Origin of the sequence: Rufibacter roseolus (assembly GCF_017916365.1) — a bacterium.
In the GTDB taxonomy this organism is placed as follows: Bacteria; Bacteroidota; Bacteroidia; order Cytophagales; family Hymenobacteraceae; genus Nibribacter; species Nibribacter roseolus.
Genome location: NZ_JAFMSU010000002.1, coordinates 1,395,665 through 1,418,444, shown reverse-complemented (window position 1 = coordinate 1,418,444; position 22,780 = coordinate 1,395,665). Strand labels below are relative to the sequence as shown.

General features: G+C 51.5%; 18 protein-coding genes. 12 read left to right on the top strand and 6 right to left on the bottom strand.

Features of this window, described 5'->3' with window-relative positions:
• Both J3P35_RS14820 and fsa read left to right on the top strand, forming a co-directional pair.
• Complete coding sequence (locus J3P35_RS14820) at positions 1-2,934, top strand: glycosyl hydrolase 115 family protein (RefSeq protein ID WP_246850228.1); 2,934 nt, start codon at positions 1-3, stop codon at positions 2,932-2,934.
• Between the two features lie 815 nt (positions 2,935-3,749).
• Entirely contained in the window at positions 3,750-4,424 is a 675-nt protein-coding gene (gene fsa / locus J3P35_RS14815; RefSeq protein ID WP_210465349.1) for a fructose-6-phosphate aldolase, read from the top strand.
• Positions 4,425-5,172: 748 nt separating this feature from the next.
• Here fsa and xylA read toward each other — a convergent pair.
• Both xylA and J3P35_RS14805 read right to left on the bottom strand, forming a co-directional pair.
• The gene (gene xylA / locus J3P35_RS14810) at positions 5,173-6,504 is read right to left on the bottom strand and encodes a xylose isomerase (RefSeq protein ID WP_210465348.1); all 1,332 of its coding nucleotides are present in this window, start codon (positions 6,502-6,504) and stop codon (positions 5,173-5,175) included.
• A 27-nt stretch (positions 6,505-6,531) separates the two neighbouring features.
• Positions 6,532-8,013 carry a xylulokinase gene (locus tag J3P35_RS14805; protein ID WP_210465347.1) on the bottom strand — a complete coding sequence of 494 codons (1,482 nt, stop codon included), beginning with the start codon at positions 8,011-8,013 and terminating at the stop codon, positions 6,532-6,534.
• A gap of 384 nt (positions 8,014-8,397) precedes the next feature.
• On the opposite strand from J3P35_RS14805, the gene J3P35_RS14800 reads away from it, so the two are divergent.
• From J3P35_RS14800 to J3P35_RS14790, 3 genes are all read left to right on the top strand, one after another.
• Positions 8,398-9,417 carry a LacI family DNA-binding transcriptional regulator gene (locus J3P35_RS14800; RefSeq protein WP_210465346.1) on the top strand — a complete coding sequence of 340 codons (1,020 nt, stop codon included), beginning with the start codon at positions 8,398-8,400 and terminating at the stop codon, positions 9,415-9,417.
• A 341-nt stretch (positions 9,418-9,758) separates the two neighbouring features.
• Entirely contained in the window at positions 9,759-10,610 is an 852-nt protein-coding gene (locus tag J3P35_RS14795; RefSeq protein ID WP_210465345.1) for an MBL fold metallo-hydrolase, read from the top strand.
• A gap of 395 nt (positions 10,611-11,005) precedes the next feature.
• Entirely contained in the window at positions 11,006-11,332 is a 327-nt protein-coding gene (locus J3P35_RS14790) for a hypothetical protein (RefSeq protein ID WP_210465344.1), read from the top strand.
• A 132-nt stretch (positions 11,333-11,464) separates the two neighbouring features.
• Here J3P35_RS14790 and hrpB read toward each other — a convergent pair whose 3' ends face one another.
• The 3 genes from hrpB to J3P35_RS14775 form a co-directional block, all read right to left on the bottom strand.
• On the bottom strand, positions 11,465-14,014 hold the full coding sequence (gene hrpB / locus J3P35_RS14785) for an ATP-dependent helicase HrpB (protein WP_210465343.1): 2,550 nt from the start codon (positions 14,012-14,014) through the stop codon (positions 11,465-11,467).
• 142 nt (positions 14,015-14,156) lie between these two features.
• The gene (locus tag J3P35_RS14780) at positions 14,157-14,648 is read right to left on the bottom strand and encodes a YciE/YciF ferroxidase family protein (RefSeq protein ID WP_210465342.1); all 492 of its coding nucleotides are present in this window, start codon (positions 14,646-14,648) and stop codon (positions 14,157-14,159) included.
• Between the two features lie 168 nt (positions 14,649-14,816).
• The gene (locus J3P35_RS14775) at positions 14,817-15,131 is read right to left on the bottom strand and encodes a hypothetical protein (RefSeq protein ID WP_210465341.1); all 315 of its coding nucleotides are present in this window, start codon (positions 15,129-15,131) and stop codon (positions 14,817-14,819) included.
• Between the two features lie 320 nt (positions 15,132-15,451).
• On the opposite strand from J3P35_RS14775, the gene J3P35_RS14770 reads away from it, so the two are divergent.
• From J3P35_RS14770 to J3P35_RS14755, 4 genes are all read left to right on the top strand, one after another.
• Positions 15,452-16,369 carry a lytic transglycosylase domain-containing protein gene (locus tag J3P35_RS14770; RefSeq protein ID WP_210465340.1) on the top strand — a complete coding sequence of 306 codons (918 nt, stop codon included), beginning with the start codon at positions 15,452-15,454 and terminating at the stop codon, positions 16,367-16,369.
• A gap of 197 nt (positions 16,370-16,566) precedes the next feature.
• Positions 16,567-17,115 carry an RNA polymerase sigma factor gene (locus tag J3P35_RS14765; protein ID WP_210465339.1) on the top strand — a complete coding sequence of 183 codons (549 nt, stop codon included), beginning with the start codon at positions 16,567-16,569 and terminating at the stop codon, positions 17,113-17,115.
• Positions 17,112-17,723 carry a cupin domain-containing protein gene (locus tag J3P35_RS14760; protein ID WP_210465338.1) on the top strand — a complete coding sequence of 204 codons (612 nt, stop codon included), beginning with the start codon at positions 17,112-17,114 and terminating at the stop codon, positions 17,721-17,723. Before J3P35_RS14765 ends, J3P35_RS14760 begins: the two co-directional genes overlap by 4 nt.
• Before the next feature lie 152 nt (positions 17,724-17,875).
• Complete coding sequence (locus J3P35_RS14755; protein WP_210465337.1) at positions 17,876-19,243, top strand: FAD-binding protein; 1,368 nt, start codon at positions 17,876-17,878, stop codon at positions 19,241-19,243.
• A gap of 128 nt (positions 19,244-19,371) precedes the next feature.
• Here J3P35_RS14755 and J3P35_RS14750 read toward each other — a convergent pair whose 3' ends face one another.
• Positions 19,372-19,563 carry a cold-shock protein gene (locus J3P35_RS14750; protein WP_062542011.1) on the bottom strand — a complete coding sequence of 64 codons (192 nt, stop codon included), beginning with the start codon at positions 19,561-19,563 and terminating at the stop codon, positions 19,372-19,374.
• A gap of 476 nt (positions 19,564-20,039) precedes the next feature.
• On the opposite strand from J3P35_RS14750, the gene J3P35_RS14745 reads away from it, so the two are divergent.
• From J3P35_RS14745 to J3P35_RS14735, 3 genes are all read left to right on the top strand, one after another.
• A complete protein-coding gene (locus J3P35_RS14745) occupies positions 20,040-20,231 on the top strand; it encodes a cold-shock protein (RefSeq protein ID WP_210465336.1) in 192 nt (63 codons plus the stop codon).
• Between the two features lie 351 nt (positions 20,232-20,582).
• Complete coding sequence (locus tag J3P35_RS14740; RefSeq protein WP_210465335.1) at positions 20,583-20,981, top strand: NUDIX hydrolase; 399 nt, start codon at positions 20,583-20,585, stop codon at positions 20,979-20,981.
• A gap of 257 nt (positions 20,982-21,238) precedes the next feature.
• Entirely contained in the window at positions 21,239-22,678 is a 1,440-nt protein-coding gene (locus J3P35_RS14735; protein ID WP_210465334.1) for a DUF6020 family protein, read from the top strand.
• Positions 22,679-22,780 lie beyond the last annotated feature (102 nt).

Below are 22,780 nucleotides of genomic sequence, written 5' to 3'. Positions count from 1 at the left end.
ATGAATCACCTCTCTTTTACCAAAAACACCTCAGAAACGCGGATTAGGAAGAAGACCGGTCTGCGGATGCTGTTCCTGTTTCTGATCACCTTTAGCCTTGTGCCGGCAGCCTTCGCCCTGGATGATGTCTCGTATATCTCGGGGCAGAAGAAGGGCAATGCTTTTCCGCTGGCCCAGGCCGGGAAACCTGCGCCTTTCTTTGTGAGCGAGGCTGATTTTCCGGGGGTGATCAGGGCCCTGAAAGACCTCCAGGCCGATGTGCAGCGCGTGACCAAGGCCGAGCCTGCATTGACCATTGGCAAAAAAGCTCCGAAGTCGAAGACCATGGTTTTGGTGGGCACGCTGGGTAAAAGTCCGCTCATTGACCAGCTGGTGAAAAGCAAGAAGCTTGACGTGAAAGACCTGGCCGGCAAGTGGGAAACCTTTGTGGTGCAGACCGTGCAGAAACCCATGAAAGGCGTTGACGAGGCCCTGGTGATTGTGGGCAGCGACAAGCGCGGCACCATCTACGGCATCTACGACGTGTCACAGCAGATTGGCGTGACACCCTGGTACTGGTGGGCCGATGTGCCGGTGAAGCAACAGGAGAACCTGTACGTGCAGGAGGGCCGCCACACCAAAGGCACCCCCGCCGTGAAGTACCGCGGCATCTTCATCAACGATGAGGCTCCGGCGCTGTCCAACTGGGCGAAAGAGCAGTTCGGTGGGTTCAATCACAAATTCTACGAGAAGGTGTTTGAGCTGATTCTGCGCATGAAAGGCAATTACCTGTGGCCTGCCATGTGGGGCAGCGCCTTCAGCGACGACGACAAGATCAACCCGCAAACCGCTGATTTGTACGGCGTGGTGATGGGCACCTCGCACCACGAGCCGCTCGCCCGCGCCCACGATGAGTGGCGCCGCAACGGGGGCGGTCCCTGGAACTACAACACCAACCCCGAGAAACTGGGCGAGTTCTGGACCGGCGGCATCAAACGCATGAACGGCTTTGAGAACATCGTGACCGTGGGCATGCGCGGCGACGGCGACGAGCCCATGAGCGAGGAAAGCAACATCGGGTTGTTGGAAAAAATTGTGGCCGATCAGCGGAAAATCATTTCTGAAGTGACCGGCAAAGACGCCTCCCAAACGCCTCAGCTGTGGGCGCTGTACAAAGAGGTGCAGGACTACTATGACAAAGGCATGCGCGTACCCGATGACGTGACGTTATTGTTGGCCGATGACAACTGGGGAAACATCCGCAAATTGCCCAAACCAGGCGAAAAACAGCACTCCGGCGGCTACGGCATCTACTACCACTTTGACTACGTAGGAGGCCCTAGAAACTATAAATGGCTCAACACGAACCCCATTCCCCGGATCTGGGAGCAGATGCACCTGGCCTACCAGCACAAAGCCGACCGCATCTGGATCGTGAACGTGGGCGACATCAAACCCATGGAATTCCCCACCGAGTTCTTCCTGGACTATGCCTGGAACCCGGAAAAATGGCCCGCTGAGCGCCTGGAGGAATACACCCGGCTTTGGACCGAGCGCCAGTTTGGACCAGAACATGCCCCGGCCATTGCGCAACTGCTCTCCAGATACGCCAAGTACAACAGCCGCCGCAAACCCGAGCTATTGGCCCCTGACACCTACAGCCTCACCAATTACCAGGAAGCCGAAAGGGTGGTAGCCGATTACAACCGTCTGGCCCAGGAGGCCGAGCGCATCAATGGCCTGCTGCCCGCCGAATACCGCGATGCTTACTACCAATTGATCTTATTCCCCATCAAAGCCTGCGCGAATCTGAACGAGTTGCACGTGACTACCGGTCTTAACCGCCTGTATGCCGCGCAGGGCCGCAACACCACCAATGACCTCGCAGCCAAAGTGAAGCGCCTGTTCGAGAAAGATGCCGAGCTTACGCAGTATTACCACAAGAACATTTCAGGCGGGAAGTGGAACCACATGATGTCGCAGACGCACATCAGCTATACCTACTGGCAACAACCCGAAAAAGACGTGATGCCGGAGGTAAAGCAACTCTCGGTACCCACCGCCGCGGACATGGGCGTGACCGTAGAAGGCTCCAAGGCGTGGTGGCCGCAGGAGAAAGAAGCTCCCGTACTGCCGGCCTTCTCGCCGTATCAGAAACAGGGCCATTACCTGGAGATCTTCAACCGCGGACTGCAGCCCTTTGATTACACCATCAAATCCAGTGCCCCGTGGCTGAAAGTATCGCAGGAGAAAGGAACCGTAGCCAAAGAGCAGCGTCTGTGGGTGAGCGTAGACTGGGCCAATGTTCCGGCGGGTTCGCAACGTGCCTCCCTGACCATCACTGGCCCGAAAGGTAAAACTGTGACGGTACAGGCAACCGTAGAACCAGCGTTGACCGCCCTCAACGCCTCAGAAGGCTTTGTGGAGAGCAACGGCTACATCTCCATAAACGCAGAACATTACACCCATGCCGTGAACGGCAACGGTGTGCAGTGGCAGCTGATCCCGGACCTGGGCCGTACTGCCTCGGCGGTGACCACCATGCCGGTTACCGCCCCAAGCCAAACCCCAGCCGGAAACAGTCCGCACCTGCAGTACAAAGTACACCTGCAAAAAGGCGGGGAGGTGACCGTGCAGGTGATGGTATCGCCCACCCTCAACTTCCACAACACCCAAGGCTTGCGTTACGCCATTTCCTTTGACGATGAAGCCCCGCAGATCATCAACATCCACGCCGATAAGTCTGAGCGTGACTGGAACAGGAACGTGGCCAACAACATCAACCTGACCATCTCCAAGCACCAGTTGAAACAATCCGGCGAGCACGTGCTCAAATTCTGGATGGTGGATTCAGGTGTGGTGCTACAGAAACTGGTGATTGATGCCGGTGGCCTGAAGCCAAGCTACCTGGGTCCGCCGGAAAGCGCCAACTTATCAGCCAAGCAAGTGAAGTAAAACTGTTTCGGGCCTGTTTTCTGCAAAACAGGCCCGAAACAGTTTTGGTAATGGTAATCTGTTGTTTGTTGAGTCTGGCTACAATATCGGCTGAAGTTTTCAGGACCGCCTATACCACCCCGCCCTTCGGGCACCCTCGGAAGATAGGAGGGGAGTTACTGCTGGCTACCATGTTACAGTTAGCTAAAAAGACCTCGCAGCATCCAGAGGTCCTGCGAGCGTCCGGGCCAATAACTGTGAAATCAACATCGGTACAATGTACCTGACTTCAGCCCGCACCGCCTTTACTTCCTGTTTTAAGGCTCCTTTTCTAAAACCAAGTCTGAACCAGATTGGAGAATGTCATCAGATTAAAAAGTATGTTAAATAGATGTGCATAAAAAGCATAGTTGCGTCTCATTCTAACAGACTATAGTACACTAGTAGGGTCTCTATGCTTTGTAAGCATTTTACCCTTGGTGGCTCAGCAGAGGCAGACAGTACAGAAAAGTAATTAGTCATTCAGGAGGCACCGAGTTTTATCGCTTTACTATGGACATATGAGCTAATTATGTCAAGGGAACAGTCTGTAGATAAGGCTTTCTTTTACCATCCCGGCTCCGAAGGCAAAGATGCCAGCTTTGGAATACCTTCCTTGTGTAAAACGCCGTATTAGAGGGAAATAGGTCTCTGTTTTGTTGGAGGTGTGGCAGAATACTTGTATAATTGTCATAAATACAATTATACTGTTTTTTAGCAAGAGGCAGTTCCCCATCACAGTACCAGACCTGCTGTTTTCAGCCAGATTTAAAGAAAGAAACCTAAAACCATTTGCTATGAAGTTTTTCATTGACACGGCTAATTTGGCCCACATCAAAGAAGCCCACGACTTGGGTATCCTGGACGGAGTAACCACCAACCCATCCCTAATGGCCAAAGAAGGCATCAAAGGGGAGCAAGCTACCCTGGACCATTACAAAGCAATCTGCGAGATTGTGGACGGTGATATCAGCGCCGAGGTACTTTCCACTGATTTTGACTCAATGGTAGAGGAGGGCGAGACCTTGGCGGCGCTTCACCCCAACATTGTGGTGAAAGTACCTATGATAAAAGACGGCCTGAAAGCCATAAAATATTTCTCTGACAAAGGCATTAAAACCAACTGTACGCTGGTGTTCTCGGCCGGACAGGCAATTCTGGCCGCCAAAGCCGGTGCTACTTACGTGTCGCCCTTCCTGGGTCGCGTGGATGACATCGGTTGGGACGGTGTGGAACTGATCACCCAAATCGCCAACATCTATGCCATCCAAGGCTATGAAACACAGATCCTGGCGGCTTCTATCCGCAGCTCCCTGCACATTGTGAAGTGTGCCGAGGCCGGCGCGCACGTGTGCACCTGTCCGTTGGAGCCAATCCTGGGTCTTCTGAACCATCCGCTCACCGCCAGCGGCTTGGCCAAGTTCGTGGCCGATGCTGAGAAGATGAAAGAGATCATGCAGGAACAAGCGTAGTTTATTCTGATGATCCTGTTTCAGAACGAAAGTATTTCTTCAGTTCACAGGACAAAAGGTAAATGATCTTAGTTAGATGATACTGAAATCGGGCTCTAGCAGGGCCCGATTTTTTTGTGCTTTGGGAAATCATTTTTCGCTTGTTTTTTGAAAAGCAGGGCTGAAAAAGGAAACCTTTAAGCGAGGCCTTTGGAGATTTTAATGAAGGCAAAATAATATGGCTACAGGCTGTATTATGTGAATTCCAGCTGCGGGAAGCGATGGGTTTAGTTCTTTACAGTGGCTCTTAAGAAACTGCTGGTTTGAGGCTTTCAGCCTCACTGAAGTTGCAAACTTCAGGTCATTTTAGGTCCAAGTTGAAAACTTGAACCAGAGAACTTAAAAAAAAGAGATCTACAAAGAGATTTACCAGAAAGAAAATTCCCCTACAGGGAGGGGTAGGGGTGGGTTGGGCCGATTCAGTAACAATGTGCCAATTCCTTATCATCCAATTACAAAAGCCTACCACATACTGCCCAATCAGCATTTCCTCCTAAACTGCAATGAAAAAAAAAGGCTGCCTCCATTGGAGACAGCCTTTCTTAGTATGCATTACATGAAAAAACAAAGGAGTGTTGACAAGACAACTCTAACCGGGAAGATTAAATCTGACTACCTGGGCAGCAGGGTTATCTTTCCTTCTAGTTTAATCAGGGGACAGCACTTGTTTCTTTGCCGCGTGGGCGGCAAGCATCAAAATCTAACCAGATTAGATGAATCTGTTGATCAGGTTCTCCAGGTACTCCTGACGGCCGCTTTGCAGTGTTGGCTCTCCTTGCTCAATGGCGTAGTCGCGCAGGTCTTCCAGAGACAGTTTGCCTTGCTCAAACTCTTTGCCTTTGCCGCTGTCAAAAGAAGCGTAACGCTCCTTGCGGATTTTGAGGTAGTCAGAGTTCTGCAGGATGTTGTCAGCGGTGATCAGGGCGCGGGCAAAAGTATCGGCACCACCAATGTGGGCGTAGAACAGGTCTGCTGGATCAGTGGAGTTTCTTCTGATTTTGGCATCGAAGTTTACGCCACCTCCTTGCAGGCCACCGGCTTCTAAGAAGATCAGCATGGCCTCGGTCAGTTCGTTTAGGTTATTAGGGAATTGGTCGGTATCCCAGCCGTTCTGGTAGTCACCGCGGTTGGCATCCACAGAGCCTAGTACACCAGCATCGGCGGCAACCTGCAGCTCGTGCTGGAAGGTATGGCCCGCCAGGGTAGCGTGGTTTACCTCGATGTTGATTTTAAAATCACCCAATAAATCGTGCTGACGCAGGAACCCGATCACGGTTGCGCAGTCGTAGTCATACTGGTGCTTGGTTGGTTCCATCGGCTTAGGCTCAATGAAGAACGTCCCTTTGAAGCCTTGCGCACGGGCGTAGTCTTTGGCTGAGTGCAGGAATCGGGCCAGGTGCTCCTGCTCGCGTTTCATGTTGGTGTTCAGAAGGGTCATATAACCTTCACGGCCTCCCCAGAATACGTAGTTTTCACCACCTAAGGCAATAGTGGCATCCAAAGCACCTTTCACCTGCGCCGCTGCATGGGCCAGCACATGGAAATCTGGGTTCGTAGAGGCACCGTTCATGTAACGCTCATGTGAGAACACGTTGGCAGTTCCCCACAGCAGTTTTACGCCGGTTTCGGCTTGTTTCTGCTTTGCGTATTCTACCATGGTCTGCAGACGGCGCTCGTTCTCCACTACGTTATTGCCAAAATCTACCACATCTACATCATGGAAGCAGTAGTAAGGCATACCCAATTTAGTGATGAACTCAAACGCGGCATCCATTTTGGCCTTGGCGCGCTCAATCACATCTGAACTCTGGTCCCAGGCGAAGTTCAACGTTGGGCCCCCGAATGGATCAGAGCCGTTCGCGTTGAATGAGTGCCAATAGGCCACTGAAAACTTAAGATGCTCTTTCAGGGTTTTGCCTGCCACTACACGGTTTTCGTCATACCAGCGGTACGCCAACGGGTTGTCAGACTCAGGACCTTCAAATTTTATCTGTCCTACTCCTTTAAAGTATTCTGTGTCTACTAGGGTGTGATTTGCCATGGTTGTGAATGTATAAGGGTAAATAAATTAGTCTCTTAATTGTTTCTGTAATAAAGCTTTCCAGTCCTGGTACGCGTTTTCATAGGCATCGGTCTGGGTAGGCTCAATCACTTTCAGGCGCTCAAAGCGGCTGAAGGCTTCCTCCGCCGAGGAGAACACCTGGGCCCCGATGCCGGCGCCTAAGGCCGCACCTACGCTGCCGTCGTTCTGGTAAAGCTCCACCGGTACGTGCGTGGCGTTCACGAAAGCCTCGGCAAAAAGCGGGCTCAGGAACATGTTAGCGTTACCCGCCCTGATGACCTGCGGATTCATGCCGTTCTCGCGCATGATGTCCAGCCCGTAGCGGAACGTGAAAGCAATGCCTTCCTGCACCGCCCGGAACACATGTCCTTTGGAATGCAGGTTTAAATCAAGATTATGGAACTGCGCGCCTATGATGCGGTTGTTGAACACGCGCTCGGCCCCGTTCCCAAAAGGGAAGATACGCAGGCCGTTGCTCCCAACCGGTGTTTTCAGGGCTTCTTCGTTCATCTGGGGGTAGGAGAGGCCGTGGCCCATGTTTTCCTTTACCCAGCTGTTCATGATGCCGGTGCCGTTGATGTTCATGAGCACGCCCACGCGCTTTGATTGCGGCGTGTAGTTCACGTGCGCAAAGGTGTTCACGCGGGACTGCGGGTCATACACCAACTGGTCGCTCACGCCGTAGATCACGCCCGAGGTGCCAGCCGTGGCCGCCACCTCGCCGGGGTTGAGCACGTTCAGAGAAAGCGCGTTATTGGGCTGGTCACCAGATTTATAGGCCACCGGAATACCGGCTTTCAAAGACAGGGAAGAAGCAACCTCGGGTTTCACCTCGCCGTGCGAAGAAAACAAAGGCTTCACCGCCGGGATGATCTCGGGGCTGAACCCAAAGAAGTTCATGACATCGGCAGACACCTCATCTTTCTGGAAGTCCCAGAAAATACCCTCAGACAAGGCAGATACGCTGGTAGTGATCTCGCCGGTCAGCTTCATGGCGATGTAGTCGCCGGGCAGCATGATCTTGTGGATTCTGCTGAACGTTTCGGGCTCGTTTTCCTTTACCCAAGCCAATTTGGCGGCGGTGAAGTTACCCGGTGAGTTAAGCAGGTGCGCCAGGCTCTGTTCCTGCCCAATGTGCTCCAGGGCTTTCTGTCCGTAGGGAACCGCGCGGCTGTCGCACCAGATAATGGACTGGCGCAATACCTCCTGGTTCTCGTCCACTACCACCAAACCGTGCATCTGGTAAGCAATACCAATGGCTCCTATGTCCTCGGGATTGTAGGCGCCGGAGGCGTTGGCTTTCTGGATGGCGGCCTGGGTATGCTCCCACCACATCTCGGGGGCCTGCTCAGCCCAGCCCGGTTGCAGGGAGTTGATTTTGGACTCAGTTTCTGGAAACTGCGCCGAAGCCAGACACTTCTGGGTGGCCGCGTCCACCACTGATACTTTAATGGAGGAGGTACCTACGTCTATACCTAATAGGAGCATAAAGGGCTTTATTTCAATAATATCTGTTCTATACGAGGGCAAGGGGGAAAGCTGTTCAGAATTCCTCTTCTGTCTATAAATGCCAACGTTGGCATAATTTTAAGCGAAAAAACTGAGAATAGGAAATATGAGAGGCAGAAACCTTTAAATTTTGTGAAAAAAACCTTGTCTTAGCTCAAGTAAAATGAGAAAATGAAAACTGGTAACCTTCTTACCTTTAACTATTTAGTTTCAGGCTAATTAGGTTTATGACAAAGAGAGACTTTTAAGCTTGGCTATTTTGAGCCTGTTTAAGCTAAAACGTGCTAAAAATGAAAAGAAAATAGGATAGCTTTAAGGACTTTACCGCCAACTCAGTAATTTTGGGTTCACACAGCTGAAACATTGAAGAAAACAACCATACATGACATTGCGCGGGAGCTGGACGTAACGTTCTCCACGGTGGCGCGAGCCCTCAATGACCATCCGGCCATCAGTGCCGCCACCAAAGCAGCGGTGCTGGAAACTGCCAAACGCCTGAACTACCAGCAGAACAAACTCGCTTCTTCCCTGCGCTCGGGGCGCACCAACGTCATCGGGATCATTGTGCCCAGTTTGGATACCAGTTTCTTCAGCTCGGTGGTGCACGGCATTGAGAAGGTCATGAATGAGAACGGCTACAGCATGCTGCTGTACCAGACCGGTGAGTCATTGAAGCAGGAGCAGAAGGGGATTGAGACCTTTCTGCAGGCCCGGGTAGATGGTATCATCTCCTCGGTATCCGGGGAAATGGAGGGCCGCGAGTTCTACGAGCAGATCAGCAAGCGCCAGGTGCCCCTGTTGTTTTTTGACCGCGCCATAAACGAGCTGCCGGTGCCCTCCGTGACCATCAACGACTACCAGGCCGGTTTTGTGGCAACCGAGCACCTCATCAAGGAGGGGTACAAGCACATTGCGCATTTCACCTCAGACCAGAGCCTCACCATTTTCAAGGAGCGTTTCCGGGGCTACCGCGATGCCTTAGAGAAGTATGGCTTGTCCATGAATGAGGAGATGATCTGCAAAGGCAGGCTTTCCCTGGAGTTCGGAAAAGAATCTGTTACGCGCCTGCTCGAGAAGGAAAAAGACTTTGACGCCGTTTTCGCCGCCGAGGATTACACGGCAATGGGCGCTTTGCAGGTGCTGCTGGAAAGAGGCATCAAAGTGCCTCAGCAGATGGGCGTCATGGGCTTCGCGAACGAGGCCTTCGGGGCGTTTGTGACACCATCGCTCTCTACCGTAGACCAGCAGACCATTAGAATGGGGGAGGAGACCGCGCATCTGTTTCTGAAGCTCATCGGGAACAAAGATTTCTACGGCACCACCCCAGAACGCATTGTGCTGGACCCGATTCTGCTTCCCCGCCGTTCTTCCCAGCCTGAGTAGATCGGCAAAATCTCTCAATTGTTTTCTGGCTGTTTTTATGAAAAGCGGCTTGAAACGGATTTCCTGTTTTTAGCTGGTCAGCCGCATGGCTTTTGCAGGTTCCTTTTGCCTGTTCTCAACGGTAGTGATTACTTTAATAAAAGCAGCTCCATACATCCTGAGGCTTAGATGAAGCGCTTTCCTAAACTGTGATAATCTCTGAAAAGGATTGATTGGCGTAAGAAGCCTTGTTCTTAGCTTAGTATTTATGTTAAGTATAAACCTCTTCTGTTTGGGTTAGATTATCAGTTTGAGCAGGCAGGGTGGAGATTAAGCAAAACTTACCGTAATTTTGTAGCTCTATGGGTTTGTACATTACGTCGTTGGCATCGGGGAGTAACGGGAACTGCTATTACATTGGTAACGAGCAGGAGGCAGTATTGGTGGATGCGGGCATTTCTTGCCGCGAAACCGAGGGACGCATGCGGCGGCTGGGTTTGTCCATGGAGAAAGTAAAAGCCATCTTTATTTCGCACGAGCATTCAGACCATATCAAAGGTTTGCCGGTGCTGGCGAAGAAATATCAGATTCCCGTCTACATTACGCCGGCCACCCTGCAGAACCTGCGCTTCGGGCTGGATTACCGGTTAGTGAGGTCTTTCCAAGCCTACGAGGGAGTGCAGATAGGGGACCTTACCGTCACCGGGTTCCCCAAGTTCCACGATGCCGCTGATCCGCATAGTTTCATCGTCTCCGGCAACGGCATCAACGTGGGCGTCTTCACTGACATCGGTTCTCCCTGTGACCATGTCATTAAGCAATTTCAGGTTTGCCACGCGGCTTTCCTGGAGACCAATTATGACGAGGACATGCTGGAGCGCGGCCGTTACCCGTATTACCTCAAGGCCAGGATCAAGGGTAACCACGGACACCTTTCTAATCGGCAGGCGCTGAACCTGTTCACCGGCTACAAACCTCAGTTCATGAGCCACGTGCTGCTGGGCCACCTTTCCAAAGACAACAACTGCCCCAACCTGGTAAAGGAACTATTCACCACCCACGCCGATGGCACCCAGGTGGTGGTGGCCTCGCGCTATGAGGAAACGCCCGTTTATGTCATTGATGGCGCCCCTATTGTTTACAGCCCGGCACCGGTGGCATCACCCATGCAAACCAAAAAGAAAGTCCAGCAACTGTCGCTAGAATTGTTTTAGCCAAAGGCTGTCAAACTGTTTTTAAGCTGATTTCAGGAAAACAGCCTGTAAAAGGGGGGTGCGTTTGTTCTGGTAAATTCAAAGATAGGTAAAAGCTGCGGTTGGTCTTTCTGAATCATGCCCAGGAAGCGCGGCAAAACCAGACATCATCCCCGTTTGAACAGCCTGAAAAAAGGCTTTATGTCTTGCTCTCTTAAGCAGACTTCCTTCTCATAATTTCTGCTTCCGTGTTGTACTTAGCGCCTGATAATTGCGCCTCTGGTTGGGTGAATTACAAGCGAAAAGTAAACCATTCCATGGTAGGCTATTTCACTTCTTGCGTATTTTTGCCAACCCTAGAAATACTTCCTACGTTTTGATATCCATGTACCACATATTATAATCAAAATACTACTATGGACGTATCAAACTTGAAAGAAAAAGCCGACAACTTTAACCCAGACCATAAAGAAGGACCAGTAGCTCGTACCATTGAAGAGTATACTGCCAAGTTGCCTTCAGATCTGTTTTTGTGGGCTGCCCTTGGGTCTATGGCCGTATCGGCTACCCTCAAAGTGATGAAAAAAGATGACGAAGCACTGTTTGTGGGTCAATGGCCTGCGCCATTCCTGCTGTTGGGTCTTTACAACAAACTTGTAAAAGTAAAAGGCTCTGACGGCGAGAAAGACGGTCCTAACCGTCCGGCAGGTGCTAACGCCGAGATCAGAAACGCCGGACACTAATTTCCGGTAGATTTCAAAAAAGAAAAGGGGAAGCTTCGGTTTCCCCTTTTCTTTTTAAGGCTGTTTTGATAAAAATAGGACTAAAATGCCTGCTATTAATTTAAACCTACTCCTTTCCTATAGCCTTAAAAATTAAGGATGAGGGCGTTTCTTCGTGCCCCTGGTGGGTACCGCCGAAAGTGGGTCATCTGGCCAGAAGTGTTTGGGATAACGACCTCTCAGATCTTTCCTGACATCGAAGTAGCCGGTAGTCCAGAAGCTTCTCAGGTCCCGCGTGACCTGCACCGGGCGCGAGGCCGGCGAAAGCAGGTGGATGAGTACCGGCACCTTGCCGCCGCCAATCAGTGGGGTGTCCAGCATGCCGAAAACCTCCTGCAGCCGCACGGCCAGCACCGGAGTAGTGGGATTTTCGTAATTCACCCCGATGCGGGAGCCACTAGGCACCTCCAGGTGTGACGGCGCCAAGCGATCCATCTCCTGGCGCTGGTCCCAGGAAAGGTCTGCGAGCAGAATCTCCTTGAAATCTAATTTGGCCACTTGCTCCAGGGTGCGTAAACCCAACAGGTGCGGCAACAGCCATTCCTCCATCGTCGCCTCCAGAACTTCTTCCGAGACATCCGGCCACTGGTCTGGCAAAAGCTGGTGCAGAAATGCCAGCCGCTGGCGGGTTTTCTGCGCTTCCTCAGACCACGGCATCCGCTCAATCCCTTTTTCTCTCAGGGCCTGCAACAGCGCCTGCGCCACCAGTTCCTGGTTTGGGTTCTGAACTGTCGATTCTTCCAGAGTCAAGGCGCCCATGCGCGTGATCTGCCGGGCAATAACTTTCTCCGTTGCCGCGTCCCAGCGTACTTCCTCCACCCGCTCCAACTGGCCTGAGAAATGGGTGAGCAACTCTTCTTTTGTTACGGTAGCTGCCGACAAAACCCGGGGCCGGGTGCCCAGTTCCAGGTGCGCGATGGCGTAGAACTCGGCCTCGCCGAACAGCTCAGTCTGCAAGGAAGCGCGCTGACCTGAGATGAGCCTGATGCGTCCGGAGGTTTCCCGCTGGGCCAAACGGTCTGGGTAAGCAAGGGCAGTCAGAAGCCCAATGGCGCCGTAATCAGGCGGCGTTCTTTTGGTTTTAATGCGCTGCCGGAGGTTCTGGGCCTGTTCCCGTATTTTGCGCACGGTGTTGACATCTACCGTATAACCCGGCGTAGGTGGCAACTGACCGTCTAGCAGTTCCAGGCGCAGGGTAAGGTCCGGCAGCGGATCTGAGTAGGAAATCTGCATGGGTTTGAGGATGTCGCGGTCCGAGAGCAGGGCGGCCAGATCACAGGCGGTGGCACCCAAACCCAGGGCCTGGCCGCGCACCACCAGATGGCCCAACCGCGGGGAAAGTCCCAAGGCCGCCAGGGCTTTCCCGTGGGCCGAGGCTTTGCCAGATTTATCCAGGGCTTCCAGGCGTACCAGCAGGTCGCGGGCGAGGGAAAGCGCGGCGGCGGGTGGGGTGTCCAGCCACTTCAGGTCGGTAGCTTCTTGAGCACCCCAAATGGACAGTTCCAGGGCCAAACCCGTCAAGTCTGCCTCACAGATTTCGGGAGTCTGCCGGTCGGCCAGTTGGAGCTGGTCGGCGGAGGACCACATGCGATAGCAGACGCCCGGCCCCAGACGGCCGGCCCGTCCGCGGCGCTGATCGGCGGCGGCCCGGGAGATCGGAATGGTGGCCAGCGTGGTAAGCCCAATGCGCGGCACGAACTTGGGAACGCGCGCAAATCCGCCGTCAATCACCACCTTCACGCCCTCAATGGTCAAACTGGTCTCCGCGATGCTGGTGGCCAGCACGATCTTTCTCCTGCCAGCCGGAGCCGGCCGGATAGCGGCCAATTGCTGGGTAAGGTTCAAGTCACCGTGCAGCAGGTGCAGGTCAATGGTGGAGGCCAGTTTTCCTTCCAGGGCCTGGGCCACGCGCCGCATTTCGCCCATACCGGGCAGGAAAACCAGCACATCGCCCTCCGGTTCCTGGTTCAGGGCTTTTCTGATGGATTTGGGTAAAAGGTTCGCTAAACGCTCAGCGGGTCTTTGTCCGGCAGAAGCCATCTCAGCGGGGGAGAGGTAGTGCGTCTCCACGGGGAACTGGCGGCCTTCGCTTTTGACCACGGGCGCTTCCAACCAATTGGCCACGGTGGTGGCATCCAGGGTGGCACTCATGACCAGGATCCGCAGATCGGGCCGGAGCACGGCCTGGGCATCCAGGGCCAGGGCCAGCCCTACATCGGCCTGGAGGCTACGCTCATGGAATTCATCAAAGATGATAGCCGCTACTCCTTCCAGGGCCGGATCGCTCTGGAGCAGACGCGTGAGAATGCCTTCGGTGACTACCTCAATGCGGGTGTGCTGTGACACTATGTGCTCCATCCGTACCCAATACCCCACGGTCTGGCCCACTTCCTCGCCCAGCAGGTCAGACATGCGTTGGGCGGCGGCGCGGGCGGCGAGCCGACGGGGTTCCAGCATGAGGATTTTGCCATCGTCGCGCCAATCGGCGTTGAGTAAAGCCAGGGGAACAAGGGTGGTTTTACCGGCGCCGGGCGGCGCCTCCAGCACGGCACGGGAGTTGGTTGCCAGGGTGGTGAGCAGGCGCGGCAAGGCTTCTTTGACCGGTAAATCGGGTAAAAAGGAAAGGGAAGTAGTAGATGACATGTTAGGTCAAATTTCGGGAATCATCCTTTAAACTCGCCTTCGTAGGTAAATATTTTTAGCTTGGTTTTACAGAAACGGCCTATAAACAGGAAAGCCTGCTCCCCTAGAGGAACAGGCTTTCCTGTCTTTCTTCAACTTGCAGCTATTCGGCTTTCTCGTTGATGTAGCTTTTCGCCAGCTCGTTCAGCAGCGTATCTGTTTTTTGCTCTTCCTCCAAAGTTTGTCTCAGGAGTTGGGCAGCCTCGGCGTGGCCCAGGCGCTCTGCGAAGTGAGCGGCAGTTCCGTAACCGGCAATTTCATAATGCTCCATGCGCTGGATAGAGGCAATGAGGCCGGCGTCTTTTACCTCTGGGGTAGCGTCTTCCTCAATGGTTTCCTCACCTTCTTCTACCAGGCCTTCCATGGCTTTGCACTTCATGCGTCCGGGGCTGGTGCCTACCAGTTCGCACACTTTCTCCAGGCGGTCTTTCTGGGCTTTGGTTTCTTCCAGGTGGGTGGTGATCGCCTGCTTCAGTTTTTCGTCTTCAGTGGCTTTGATCATTTTGGTCAACGCAGCAACGCCTTGTTTTTCAGCGCTATATAGGTCCTTGAGCTGGTGCTCAAACAAATCTTCCAAGGTTTTTAACTTAGCCATAGTGTTATAAGTTCTGTTGGTTAGTATTTACAACAACTATACGAGGGGGTAAGAAGAGGGTTAAAAAAGATTGGAAGATTTAACTCCTCCTCCATTAATTCATACATGGCCTTTCACCTTTCTTTTTGTGGTTTCTCCTGCGGATCCCGTGCCTAAGGTGCTGATTTTTCAGGGGGTTAGAGGTTGTGTGTTTTTTTGTCTTTGCAGGACCAGGAAAAAAATTGGTACCAGAAGCAAAAATGTTAAAAGGATGATCGTGCTGAATGCTACCGCGTCTCCTTTCTGTTCTCTGCTCCAAGGCAACAGAAGCCAATTCAAGTGAAGAATGATCAACCCGATCATACCACCGCAGGCAAAAAGGACTTTTTCATGCCTGGAATGCGCGTCATCTGGTTTTTTGACCGTCATGAAAAGGGGTAAAACCAGAAGCACGCCCAGAAGAGCCACAATCAAAAGACAGTAAAGAATAATTAGCTTTTCCATGTTGTAAAGAAGACCCTTTTCTGTTACTTTAAGGTAAAAGCAACATTACCAATATGTTATAATGGCTGGCTGTGATGGCAGGGAAGGCCCTGGGCTGTTTTGCGGTTATTTTTCTGATTATGGCAAGGAAACAATTAAGGGAAGAGAAGTTTCTTTTCTGCCATCGGGGAAAGACTAATTTCCTGTTTTTTGGAACGTATCTTGTACTTTTTAGGTAAAAAAGGTCGGTAATTAAGAACAACATTTTGCTGGTGGTAAACTAAAAGCAGCTTTGGCAGGGTTATGGTAGCATAGGAATTCAGCAGGAAAGGAGCACGATCATGACAGACAACATTTGGAAATATCTGGGCGGATTAGGGTTTATTGCCATAACCCTTAACCTATGCAGTCAGCAGTCTTTCACGGGAGATTCGCCGGCCGGCGGAGACGCCGAGGTCCGTTTTACCCGGGGTGAGGTGATCAAAGCCCCAGGCCTGCCTTCTTCGCTTTCCTTTGCTGGAGAACCCGTACCGCTGGAAGTGCCGGATGTGGCCGAGCGCCTGGACCGGGAGCTGCTGGTGAATTCCTACCTGCAGGCCACTACTTTGCTGGGCCTGAAGCGGATGCAGCGCTACCGGCCCGAGATCGAGCGCATGCTCCGCGAGAATGACATCCCCGAGGATTTCGTGTATCTTTCTCTGGCCGAGAGTCTGTTCAGCCACGTGACCTCGCCCGCCGGGGCCTCGGGGTTCTGGCAACTCATGCCCGATACTGCCCGGGGTTATGGCCTGCTGGTGAACGCCGAGGTTGATGAGCGTTTCCACGTAAGGAAATCTACTTTGGCAGCTTGCCGGTACCTGAAATCAGCAAAGAAGAAGTTTGGCTCCTGGACGAATGCCGCCGCTGCCTATAACCGAGGGGTAGGAGGCATTGACCGCGCCCTGGAACAACAGAAAGTAGACTCTTATTATGATTTGTACCTGAACGATGAAACGTCCAGGTACATGTTCCGGATTCTGGCTTTAAAAGAGGTTTTGGGCAACCCTGCAAAATATGGTTTTGACTTGCCCAAAGAGCAGGGCTATGAGGCACTACCCACCCGCTCTTTGACGGTTACTTCCTCCATCCCGGACCTGGCCCAATTCGCGCTGGACCAAGGCACCAACTACAAAACCCTGCGCCTTTACAATCCCTGGATCAAGAGCTTCAAACTGACCGTGCCTCCCGGGAAGGAGTTTGTGCTGGAACTCCCTAAGTAAGCTATTCCGGCAGGTTTCGCATCAGCAGGCAGTTATTTCCTTTGATGCCTACGGTAATACTCACTTATTGCCTAAAAAGGTAAAGAGTTGTTGCAAGGCAGCTCTATTTGGGATAACCACGGTCTTGGCGTATCTTAGGGGCTGCTTGCCCTTGAATTGGTTTTTGGGTAGGAGATGGGACTAAGAAAAGAGCTTCTATGGTGGAAAGTAGGATAGGACCAGAAAAGGAACAGCGCCTGGTAGAGGCAATCCGGCAAGGAAGGCAAGACGCGTTTAGTCTTCTGTACGATGCGTATGCCCCCGCCCTCATGGGTATGATCTGCCGGATGGTGCAGCACACCGAGGTAGCCGAAGAGGTGTTGAAAGAAACCTTCCTTTCTATCTGGTCCCGCATCCATATCTATGATCCCTCCAAGTCTGGGTTCCTGTCCTGGGCCTTGGCTATGGCCCGGGGAATAGCCCTGGAAGCGCAGAAAACCGGCAAGTACCTTCATCTTACCCAAACTTCCCCCCAAGAGCCGGTTTCTGACAAAGAAGCCAAAATAAGCCCTAACCTGTTGGAGGATGCCCGAACGCAGGAAGCCTTCTGCCAACTGGAACCTCAGGAAAAAGCCGTCATTGATTTAATTTACCTCAAAGGCTACAGCTGCTCACAAGCCGCCGAAGCTTTGGGAATCTCACAAGAACAACTTAAAAGCCACCTGAAACTGGCTTTCAAACATTTAGGAGCGGAGAAAACAGCATGAACCCCATCACTGACTTTATAGAATCCGGGATTTTAGAGCTGTACGTAATGGACTTGACTACCCCTGATGAAACCCAGGAAGTAGAGCAAATGGCCGCCGCCCACCCAGAAATCCGCGAAGAGATTGAAACCATCCGGCAAAGCATAGAAGCTTACGCCCTGGCCCACGCTGCGGAGCCCAGCCCCACGGTGAAGCCCCTGGTGCTGGCCATCATTGACTATATGGAGCGCATGAAGAACGGCGAGCCGGTTTCTTCTCCGCCCAACCTTTCCCCAGCCTCCAAGGTGGAAGACTACGCCGCCTGGCTTAACCGCCCGGATCTGCAGACGCCTGCTCAGCTGGAGGACATTTACGTGAAGATCATCGGCTATACGCCCAGTGCCACCACCGCCATTGCCTGGCTCACAGACGTTGCCCCGGAAGAAGTGCACCATGATGAACTGGAGCGCTTCCTGATTGTGGAAGGCACCTGCGACATCACCGTAGATGGAGAAGTCAACCATTTAAAGCCCGGCGATTTCTTTGGGATCCCGCTGCACAAAAAGCATCAGGTAAAAGTTACTTCCCAAGTGCCTTGCAAGGTGATCCTGCAACGGTTGGCGGCGTAAACAATAGGAAGGAGTTAAAAATACCTGCTAATCTGGTTTTTTACTAGTTTGGGTTCTCAGTTTATAATTACAATTTGAAGGTGGCCGGAGGGTAAATAAACTTTAATTCAGTTGCTGCTAACCCCTTTTGATCTCTTTACTTTTCTTAAAACATGGTTAAAAGAGTCATTTTCTCCCTCTCGCTGGGACTGGCCGGTGGCGTGGTTTTGTCCAAGATCCTCCGAACCAAACGCAAGGCAAAATCTACGGGACAAGATGCCGGGTTAAAAAACTGGGCTGGCAACCTCACCTATAGCACAAACCAGGTTCATTACCCAGCCTCCGTGGAAGAGGTGCAAGCTATTGTTAAAAATTGCCACAAGGTAAGGGCCTTGGGATCGCGGCACTCATTTAACCAGATCGCGGATAGCGGGGAGAATCTCATTTCGCTTCAGTTGATGGCCTCGGTTGTTTCTTTGGAAAAGGGTGTCCATACCGTGACTGTAGAAGGGGGCATGCGCTACGGGGAACTGGCTCCTTTTCTGCAGGAGAACGGCTACGCCTTGCCTAATCTGGCTTCCTTACCGCACATTACGGTGGTGGGTGCATGTGCTACTGCTACGCATGGGTCAGGCATCCAGAATGGCAACCTATCCACAACGGTATCTGCGGTTGAATTTGTGAATGCCGAAGGCGAGGTGGTAACGCTTTCCAGGGAGAAGGACGGAGAGGCGTTCAAGGGGGCAGTGGTAGGATTAGGCGGTTTGGGTGTGGTTACCAAGATCACCCTGGACTTGCAGCCTGCCTTTGACATGCAGCAGGTGGTGTACCGCAATTTGCCTATGTCGGCGTTAAAAGACCATTTTCTGGAAATACAGGCAAAAGGCTACAGCGTGAGTCTGTTCACCGATTGGCGAAACCAGAACATCAACGAGGTTTGGATCAAGAGCAGGGTAGAGGATGGTGTTTCCACGATTGAACCGGAACTCTTCGGGGCAACGCTGGCTACGGAGAACATGCACCCCATTGAAAGCGAATCTGCGGTGAATACCACGGAGCAGTTGGGAGTGCCCGGTCCTTGGTATGACCGGCTTCCGCACTTCAAGATGGGTTTCAAGCCCAGCGCCGGGAAAGAGCTGCAAAGCGAGTACTTCGTGCCGGTGGAACACGCTTATGAGGCCATGATGGCATTAGAACAGATCCAGGACAAGATCTCGCCGCACATCTTTATCTCGGAGATCAGGACCATCAAAGCCGATGACCTCTGGATGAGCCCGCAGTACAATAAAACTACCGTGGCCTTTCATACCACCTGGAAACAGGACATAGAAGTGGTGATGGAGTTGCTGCCTTTGATGGAAGCCCAGTTGGCGCCATTCAACCCGATTCCACACTGGGGTAAGTTGTTCACCATGGCGCCGGAGGTGGTGCAGGCAAGGTATGAGGGGCTGGAGGATTTCAGGCAACTGCTGCACCAGCATGATCCTGGGGGAAAATTCAGGAACGAGTTCCTGCAAAAGTACATATACCCTGCCTCCTGAACTTTTAAAGTCAAGCGCCGTTTAGTGGCACATTTTAGAAAATCGGCCTTAAAACGAAAAGTACCAGCATAAAAAAAGCCTCTCCCAAACGGAGAGGCTTTTCTGTATTATATCTTTATAACTAAAGACTAAGCGCGTTTAACGTTGATGGCGTTTAGTCCTTTTCTTCCTTCTTGAAGATCATAGACTACCTCGTCGTTTTCTCTGATTTCATCTACCAAGCCAGAAACGTGTACGAAGTACTCCTGATTTGAATTGTTGTCTTTGATAAAACCGAACCCTTTAGAGTCGTTGAAGAATTTTACTGTTCCTTGATTCATAATAATGTTTAATTATACATCTACTACTCTCAAAGGTAGACAATAGTTCAAGGGTTCCTAGAAAAAGGTAAATTTTATTTTAATTAGGTTCAATTCTGTTTCTGGGAGGCATAGGTTCTTACCGCCTGTTTTCGTACCTTTACACCCGGAAAGCAATCATTATCTCCTCTCTTACGCCGCCGCTTCTCAGGCTGGCTCTAAGTTTCTCTGATAATCCTTGAAGCCTGCCCATCAGGTTTTCCCAACCCTTAGCTTCATTTGTTCCTTTACCACGTGTGAAGGTTTACTTATTTCTGGTTTCTGCCAGGCGGTCTGCTTTCAGGTACTCTCTGGAGACAGGTGAAATATACGCCGGCTTTAGGCTAGCTAGGCAACTGGGCTTTCTATAAAGAGTATAAATACTAAAGGTGCCTTGAACTTTGCAAGAGGAGCAGAGCAAGGCGCACAGGGTATTATGTTTTATTTAAACGTTGACTATGGCAAGATCACAGAACAGTTTCATGAAGAAACAATTAGAGCAGAAAAAACTGAAGAAGAAAAAAGACAAAGAGGAACGCAAGCAGGAACGTCATGAGAACTCCGTGGGCGGCAAGTTAGAGGACATGATCATGTACGTAGACGAGCACGGAAACTTCTCCTCCACGCCTCCTGAAAAGAAGAAAGAATAGCCTTTTCTTCTGCTTACATAAGGTTCCACTTTCAAACCCTCGTTTCCCAGACGAGGGCAAAAATTTCCAGACACCCATTCTCTTTTTATGCTCATTTGCCAAAAGGTTAGTTGATCCAATCGCTGGCACAAAAGCATAGAATCAGGAATCACTTCCTTTTGCCTGATCTCAGGGAAAACCGGGAGAAACCAGCCCATGTTTTGAGCAAGCTTTTGTAAAAACAGGCCGGAAACCTACTCCAGGTAACGCTTTCTTTACATGCCGAATTTTCAAGCAAAAATTACAGCCGGAGAGAAGCAGGAAGAATATGTTTGAGTATATTCAACCTACGCTTCACGCAACCGGATAGAAATGGAAACAATAGATAAACTGGCCTGGATTGAAATCAAGGATGGCCTCATCCTGAGTACTAGAACCAAAGGTCGAACCAAATTCTATTTTCCGGGCGGCAAGCGGGAGGCCGATGAAAACGACTTCACCGCCCTGGCCCGGGAAATAAAGGAAGAACTCACCGTGGATTTGATTGAGAAAACGGTCAACTACTTCGGGACGTTCCAGGCCCAGGCCGATCACCACCCCGAGGGCGTGCAGGTGAAAATGACCTGCTATACCGGTTCCTACACGGGCACCATCCAACCCGCCGCCGAGATAGAGGAGGTAGTCTGGCTAGGCTACGCCGATAGGGAAAAGGTATCGCCGGTAGACCAGATTATCTTTGACTGGCTCAAAGAAGAGAAGCTGCTGCGGTAGGTTTTCTTCTCCTGAATTGTTTCTAAGTGCCTGTCGGTTTCTCGCTCGTTTTGGTAAAACTAGCCGGAAAAGGGAAACAGAGCGGTAGTACCTTCACACCAACCCAAGCTTAACTAAACCTTTTCCTGCCTGATAGACTGGTTCAGGCCTTTTCATAGTCCGGACTCTCCGTTCGTGGTTACTCCCCCTTCACTTAATAGAAGTAACCTCCCTTACGTGCCAATTACTTTTAATTAGGACACCTCTATCTCTGGGAGATGATGGACAGACCGCTTAGAAGTTTTTTAGCATCAGGTACGCTTCTCCGTCATTTTGTGGTGTACGCACTGCCGTGTTTGCTGTGCTGGAGCGTTTACTTTCTGGCTTATCACCCGGGCATGATGTCACAGGACTCGCTGGATCAATGGCGGCAAGTCTCCACGTTTGACTTCGATGACTGGCACCCGGCCTTTCTATCCTATCTCTATTGGCTTTTGTCGCGCCTCTGGCTTTCGCCGGGAGTGGTGTGTGTTACGCAGATATTGGCGCTGGCGTGGGTGTTTGCTTACGGAATGGTGCAGCTGGAAAAATTCGGGTTGCCGTGGTGGGGGCTGGGGCTGCTGACTTTGTTTTTCTGCCTTTTTCCGTTGAACGGTTTCTATGTCAATACCTTGTTCAAGGATGTGCCTTTCAGTATCGCTTTTCTGCTGGCCTTTATTTATTTGCTGCAAATTGTGGAGTCAAAAGGCCTTTGGCTTAACTACAAAAGAAATATCCTGGCTTTCGCCCTCACGCTTGGGTTTATCTGTGTGATCAGGCACAACGGCATCATGACCGTGGTAACTATTGCTGGTACTCTGTTAGCGGGCTACTGGGCTTTGAAAAGAAGAACAGCGTTACTCATTGTCTTAGTGGTTAGCACGGTGTTTCTGGTGAAGGGACCTCTTTACAAAGCCATACAGGTACAGGGCCGTTTTTTTGGGGTGGAGATGTTGATGACGCACCAGATTGCTGCGGCCATCAATGCTGGGGCAGCCCTCACCCAGAATGAACAGCGATTCCTCCATACCGTTTTGCCGCAATCTACCTGGCAGCAGCACTATAATCCGTTTGAGGTGGACAGCCTGGTATTCAACGGGCATTTCAACTATCCTTTCCTAATGCAGGAATGGGCTAGGAGGGAGTACAGAGCGGTCTGGTTTGGGATCATCAGAAGGAATGTTCCCGCTTTGCTGCGGCACCAGGCGCAGGTAACCGATCTGGTCTGGAATATCGGGCTACAGCCTGGAAGCTATAATTACGCCGTTCACCCGGTGATTGACACCAATGAGATGGGTCTACAGTTGCAGCCCGTTTTGCCGGGTTTGCAAAGCTTCCTCACTCGTGAAATCCATAACGCCAATAGAAACTATTATTATAGAACCCTGCTGCTAAGGCCTGCCACGTACCTGTACCTCAACATCCTATTGCTACTTTTGATCAGCAGGTATCTTCGTTGGAAAGAGGTGTTATTATTGGCCTTGCCCATCCTGAGCCTGGCATTTGGCGTGTTCCTCACCATTCCGGCCCAGCACGTGAGGTATCTGTATCCCTGTTTTCTGCTGGCACCGTTTTTAGCCGGTTATTGGATCAGCCTTCTTGCCAGAACCAGTGATTTGCAAAAAGCTCTTCAATTAAAGCAAAAAGAAGTAAAGAGAAGCGAGGTGTTTACCGGCTGATTTTTCAAAAGAAGGCTTAAAACAGGTTCCGTAGCTTTTGCCTGGTTCAGGATCAAAAGGGAGGAGGCTTGCTTTTACAGAAGTTGAATCAGAGCAAACCAC